Here is a 337-nt window from a genome sequence, read left to right as displayed (position 1 = left end):
GTGCTCGCCGCCCGCTACACCTCCTCCTACCACCTGACCGGCGGCGCGCCGAGCGCCTCGGACTCGCTCGGCGAGGACGAGGTCGCCGCCCAGGGCATGCCCACGGACGCCGCCGCGACGGCCGTGCACGCCGCCAAGTCGGCCTTCGACGCGGCGTTCTCGACCGCCGCCCTGGGCGGCGCCGGGGTGGCGCTGCGCGGCGCGGTCGCCGCGATGGTGCTGCTGCCGGCCCGGCTGCGGACCGCAGACGAGGAACAGGCCGCCGAGGAGGCCCCCGTGGAGCCCGCGCTCGTCGCGTAACGCGGGCTGTTCGACGCGCACGGCTCCACACGCTGTC

1 pseudogene is annotated in these 337 nt (G+C 77.7%); it reads left to right on the top strand.

The window, feature by feature from the left end:
• Positions 1 to 300, top strand: a pseudogene (locus PUR71_RS01635) (hypothetical protein); the annotation flags it as partial.
• Between the last annotated feature and the right edge of the window lie 37 nt (positions 301 to 337).

This window comes from Streptomyces sp. SP17BM10 (genome assembly GCF_036322405.1).
In the GTDB taxonomy this organism is placed as follows: domain Bacteria; phylum Actinomycetota; class Actinomycetes; order Streptomycetales; family Streptomycetaceae; genus Kitasatospora.
This window is presented reverse-complemented; position numbering and strand designations above follow the sequence as displayed.